This is a genomic window from Kitasatospora sp. NPDC093558, from assembly GCF_040683475.1.
In the GTDB taxonomy this organism is placed as follows: domain Bacteria; phylum Actinomycetota; class Actinomycetes; order Streptomycetales; family Streptomycetaceae; genus Kitasatospora.
On sequence record NZ_JBFBDY010000434.1, the window covers coordinates 1 to 5,341 of the forward strand.

General features: G+C 69.9%; 4 protein-coding genes. 3 read left to right on the forward strand and 1 reads right to left on the reverse strand.

The genetic code is table 11. The features are described from left to right. Positions 1 to 11: 11 nt before the first annotated feature. Entirely contained in the window at positions 12 to 2,762 is a 2,751-nt protein-coding gene (gene aceE, locus AB0O00_RS28355; protein WP_363656476.1) for a pyruvate dehydrogenase (acetyl-transferring), homodimeric type, read from the reverse strand. Between the two features lie 516 nt (positions 2,763 to 3,278). On the opposite strand from aceE, the gene AB0O00_RS28360 reads away from it, so the two are divergent. From AB0O00_RS28360 to AB0O00_RS28370, 3 genes are all read left to right on the forward strand, one after another. Continuing rightward, on the forward strand, positions 3,279 to 3,716 hold the full coding sequence (locus AB0O00_RS28360; RefSeq protein WP_363656478.1) for a DUF3052 domain-containing protein: 438 nt from the start codon (positions 3,279 to 3,281) through the stop codon (positions 3,714 to 3,716). 363 nt (positions 3,717 to 4,079) lie between these two features. Continuing rightward, positions 4,080 to 4,538: a peroxiredoxin gene (locus AB0O00_RS28365; protein WP_363656480.1), complete on the forward strand. Its 459-nt coding sequence runs from the start codon at positions 4,080 to 4,082 to the stop codon at positions 4,536 to 4,538. Positions 4,539 to 4,704: 166 nt separating this feature from the next. Continuing rightward, the gene (locus AB0O00_RS28370; RefSeq protein WP_363656482.1) at positions 4,705 to 5,280 is read left to right on the forward strand and encodes a TerD family protein; all 576 of its coding nucleotides are present in this window, start codon (positions 4,705 to 4,707) and stop codon (positions 5,278 to 5,280) included. The last annotated feature ends 61 nt before the right edge of the window (positions 5,281 to 5,341 follow it).

The window sequence follows — 5,341 nt, forward strand, 5'->3', positions numbered from 1 at the left end:
CTACGGGCTGATCAGGCGTCGCCGCCGGCGGCACCCGGGTCGGCCGCGGTGACGTCGAGCAGCTGGTAGCGGTCGACCGCCTCCTTCAGCGCACTGCGGTCGATCTTGCCCTGCTTGGCGAGCTCGGTGAGCACCGCCAGGACGACCGACTGCGCGTCGATGTGGAAGAAGCGGCGGGCGGCGCCACGGGTGTCGGCGAAGCCGAAGCCGTCGGCACCCAGCGACTGCCACTGACCCGGCACCCAGCGGGAGATCTGGTCCGGCACCGCGCGCATCCAGTCGGACACGGCGACGAACGGACCCTCCGAGCCCTGGAGCTTCTGGGTCACGTACGGGACGCGCTGCTGCTCCTCGGGGTGCAGCAGGTTGAACTCCTCGGTCTCCACCGCGTCGCGGCGCAGCTCGTTCCAGGAGGTCGCGGACCAGACGTCGGCCTTGACGTTCCACTCCTCGGCGAGGATGCGCTGGGCCTCCAGGGCCCACGGCACCGCCACGCCGGAGGCGAGGATCTGGGCCGGGATCTGGCCGGCGGTGGCCGGCGCGTACTTGTGCAGACCCTTGAGGATGCCCTCGACGTCCACGTTCTCGGGCTCGGCCGGCATCTTGATCGGCTCGTTGTAGACGGTGAGGTAGTAGAACACGTCCTCGCCGTGCGGGTGCTCGGCGCTGGAGCCGTACATCCGGCGCAGACCGTCCTGGACGATGTGCGCGATCTCGAAGCCGTACGCCGGGTCGTACGCGACGACGCCCGGGTTGGTGGAGGCCAGCAGCTGCGAGTGGCCGTCGGCGTGCTGCAGGCCCTCACCGGTCAGCGTGGTGCGGCCGGCGGTGGCGCCGATCACGAAGCCGCGGGCCAGCTGGTCGGCCATCTGCCAGAACTGGTCGCCGGTGCGCTGGAACCCGAACATCGAGTAGAAGACGTACACCGGGATCAGCGGCTCGCCGTGGGTGGCGTAGGACGACCCGGCGGCGATCAGCGAGGCGGTGCAGCCGGCCTCGGAGATGCCGTCGTGCAGCATCTGGCCGGTCGGCGACTCCTTGTACGCGAGGAGCAGGTCGCGGTCGACCGACTCGTAGGTCTGGCCGAGCGGGTTGTAGATCTTCGCGGACGGGAAGAGCGAGTCCATGCCGAAGGTGCGGTACTCGTCGGGCGCGATCGGCACGAAGCGGTTGCCGATGCCCTTGTCCCGCATGAGGTCCTTGAGCACCCGGACGAACGCCATGGTGGTGGCGATGGTCTGGTTGCCGGACCCCTTCTTGACCGCCTTGTACGCGTCGTCGCCGGGCAGCTCCAGCTGGCGCGGGCGCACCTTGCGGGTCGGCACGTAGCCGCCGAGCTCCTGGCGGCGGTCGTGCATGTACTGGATCTCTTCCGAGTTGCGGCCCGGGTGGTAGTAGGGCGGGTAGCCCTCGTCGAGCTGCTTGTCGGTGATCGGCAGGTGCAGCCGGTCGCGGAAGCGCTTCAGGTCCTCGACCGTCAGCTTCTTCATCTGGTGGGTGGCGTTGCGGCCCTCGAAGTTGGGGCCCAGCGTCCAGCCCTTGACCGTCTGGGCCAGGATGACCGTCGGCTGGCCCTGGTGCTCGCGGGCCGCCTTGAACGCCGCGTAGATCTTCTTGTGGTCGTGGCCGCCGCGACCCAGGTGCTGGATCTGCTGGTCGGTCATGCTCTCGACCATCTTGCGCAGGCGCAGGTCGGAGCCGAAGAAGTGCTCGCGGATGTACTGGCCGGTCTCGGTGGCGTAGGTCTGGAACTGGCCGTCCACCGTGGTGTTCAGCTTGTTGACCAGGACGCCGTCGCGGTCCTGCGCGAGCAGCGGGTCCCAGCTGCGGTCCCACACCAGCTTGATCACGTTCCAGCCGGCGCCCCGGAACTGGGACTCCAGCTCCTGGATGATCTTGCCGTTGCCGCGGACCGGGCCGTCCAGGCGCTGCAGGTTGCAGTTGACCACGAAGGTCAGGTTGTCCAGGCCCTCGCGCGCGGCCAGGGAGAGCTGGCCCAGCGACTCGGGCTCGTCCATCTCGCCGTCGCCGAGGAAGGCGTACACCTGCGAGTCGGAGGTGTCCTTGATGCCGCGGTGCTCCAGGTAGCGGTTCATCCGGGCCTGGTAGATCGCGCCGAGGGGGCCGAGGCCCATCGAGACGGTCGGGAACTCCCAGAAGTCCGGCATCAGCCGCGGGTGCGGGTAGCTGGACAGGCCGTACGGGGCCTTCGACTTCTCCTGGCGGAACGCGTCGAGCTGCTGCTCGGTGAGCCGGTCCAGGAGGAAGGCGCGGGCGTAGATGCCGGGGGAGGCGTGGCCCTGGAAGAAGATCTGGTCGCCGGACTCGCCCTCGGCGTCCTTGCCACGGAAGAAGTAGTTGAAGCCGACGTCGTAGAGCGACGCGGAGGAGGCGAAGGTGGCGATGTGGCCGCCCACGCCGATGCCGGGACGCTGGGCACGGGAGACCATGACGGCCGCGTTCCAGCGGGTCGCGTTCAGGATCTTGCGCTCGATCTCCTCGTTACCGGGGAAGAACGGCTCGTCCTTGGTGGCGATGGTGTTGACGTAGTCCGTGCTGCGCATCTCGGGCACGGCGACACGCTTCTCGCGGGCGCGCTCGATCAGGCGGAGCATCAGGTAACGGGCACGCTCGCGCCCCCGCTCGTCGATGGCCGCGTCAAGCGACTCCAGCCATTCCGCGGTCTCCTCGGGATCGAAGTCCGGGACCTGACTCGGAAGGCCGCCAATGATGATCGGGTTGCGATCGGATCCGGAAGCCACGCTGTTCCTTCACTGTCGGTCGAAACTGAGGTGTGTCGCGCCGCCTCCATCGTGCTACCGCGCTCGGAGATCCGTCATCTCTACCGATCGGTAACCGTTCCGCCTGGTGGGCGGGACGGTCTGGCGGTGAGCGGAACAGGCGTCTTCGCCTGCGTCGCGCACCCCCGGGTGTTACGAACAGAGGTGGTCCGACCTGGTTTCCCGTACGCCCGATGGCGGGCGGCCGGGGTGAGGGCCAACAGGAGACTCTACGCCCGCGCACGCGCGGACCCGAATGCCGTTCGCATCTCGGGCATGCGTACGGCCTGTGGGCCGGGACCACCCGAAGCATCCTTGTCCCATGCAGAGAAGGGCAAATCGGTGTGATTCCCGACACCTCGACCGGCGTGTCCCGCTGCGACACGTCAACCTTTGGAGGGGATCGGGGGTCGGGTACTTGCGCGAACCGCCGCGCCCGTGTGGACTACGGCCACAGCCTCGGCATGGACGCCGAGCCGAATACTGGAGGTTATTCCCGTGAGCGCGACCGCGGACCCCGCGGACAAGTCCAACCCGGCGGCCCGTCTCAACTTCGACGAGGGCCAGATCGTTCAGGAGCTGGGGTACGACGAAGACACTGACCAGGATCTCCGCGAGGGCATCGAGGAGATCACCGGGACGGATCTCGTCGACGAGGACTACGACGACGTCGCCGACGCCGTCCTGCTGTGGCACCGCGACGACGACGGGGACCTCACCGACGCCCTCGTCGACGCCCTGGAGTACCTGGCCGAGGGTGGCATCATCTGGCTGCTGACGCCCAAGACCGGCCGCGACGGCCACATCGAGGCCTCGGACATCGCCGACGCGGCCAAGACCGCCGGCCTGTCGCAGACCAGCTCGATCGCCGTCGCCAAGGACTGGGCGGCCACCCGCCTGGCGACCAAGTCCGCCCCGAAGGCGGGCAAGCGCTGACCGCGCGCCGAGCCCCGGGCCGCTGACGGCCCCCGACCGGGCCCCGCTGGAGCTTCCTCCGGCGGGGCCCGGCGGCTTTTCGGGCGTGCGCGGCTTTTCCGGCGTGTGGGGCTTTTCCGGCGTGCGGGGCGCACGGAGGTGCTGTCGGCGCACGGCGTGCTGGTGGCGCACGGAGTCCGGTCGGCGCACGCCGCGCCGCGCTCGGGACGCGCGCCGCGCCGGGCAGTGCGTTCGCCCAGGGCGAAAGCCGTCGGCCGTCCGGCCGCCGGGCCTCACCCGTCCGGCCGAACGCACCCGAACGGGTGCGAGGATGGGGCCCGCCGCGCCCGCCGGGCGGCGTCCTCGCGTCAGAAAGGTCCCACCATGGCCATCGCGGCCGGCACCGAGGCTCCGGACTTCGAGCTCAGGACCCAGCACGGCGAGCCGGTCAGGCTCTCGGACCTCCGGGGCCGCAGGAACGTCCTCCTGGTCTTCTACCCGTTCGCCTTCACCGGGGTCTGCACCGGCGAGCTCGGCGCGATCCAGAAGGAACTGCCTCGGCTGCAGAACGAGGACGTCCAGGTGCTCGGGATCTCCAGCGACTCGCAGTTCTCCCAGCGCGTCTTCGCCGACCGGGAGGGCCTGGAGTTCCCGCTGCTCGCCGACTTCTGGCCGCACGGCGGGGCCGCCCGCGCGTACGGCGTGTTCGACGAGGAGAAGGGCTGCGCCCTGCGCGGCAGCTTCGTGATCGACAAGGCCGGCGTCGTCCGCTGGAGCATCGTGAACGGCCTCCCGGACGCCCGGGACGAGCAGGAGTACCTGCGCGTCCTCGCCTCGCTCTGACGGGCGCGGCCCGGGCCTTCCACGGGTGCGTCGTGGGCCGGCGGGGGAACTTCGAACTACGCTCGGTCCGTTGATCGGGTGGGGCGCGGAAGCCGCCAGGCCGGCTCGCGCCCCGCACCGCACCACCGGGGGCACGCGGGCGTGCCTCCCGATTCTTGGAGGACACGTGGGAGTCAGCCTCAGCAAGGGCGGCAACGTCTCGCTCACCAAGGAGGCCCCGGGCCTCGCGGCCGTCGTCGTCGGCCTGGGCTGGGACGTCCGGACCACCACCGGCACGGACTTCGACCTGGACGCCAGCGCGCTGCTCTGCAACGACCTCGGCAAGGTGGCCAGTGACGGCCACTTCGTCTTCTTCAACAACCTGCGCAGCCCGGACGGCTCGGTCGAGCACACCGGCGACAACCGCACCGGTGAGGGCGAGGGTGACGACGAGGCCATCAAGGTCAACCTGAACACCGTCCCGGCCGACGTCCAGAAGATCGTCTTCCCGGTCTCCATCTACGACGCCGAGACCCGCTCGCAGAGCTTCGGCCAGGTGCGCAACGCCTTCATCCGCGTCGTCAACCAGGCCGACAACAAGGAACTCGCCCGCTACGACCTCTCCGAGGACGCCTCGACCGAGACCGCGATGGTCTTCGGCGAGCTGTACCGGGCCGGCGGCGAGTGGAAGTTCCGTGCCATCGGCCAGGGTTACGCCTCCGGCCTGCGCGGCATCGCCCAGGACTTCGGCGTCAACGTCTGATCCGCCGTTCGTCCGTCGGGGCGTTCGGCGCCCCGACAGCGCGTCACCCGGCCGGGGCGGC

Coding starts and splice junctions, on each gene's coding strand:
- AB0O00_RS28365 (WP_363656480.1), top strand. CDS start 4,080: ATGGCCATCGCGGCCGGCACCGAGGCTCCGGACTTCGAGCTCAGGACC.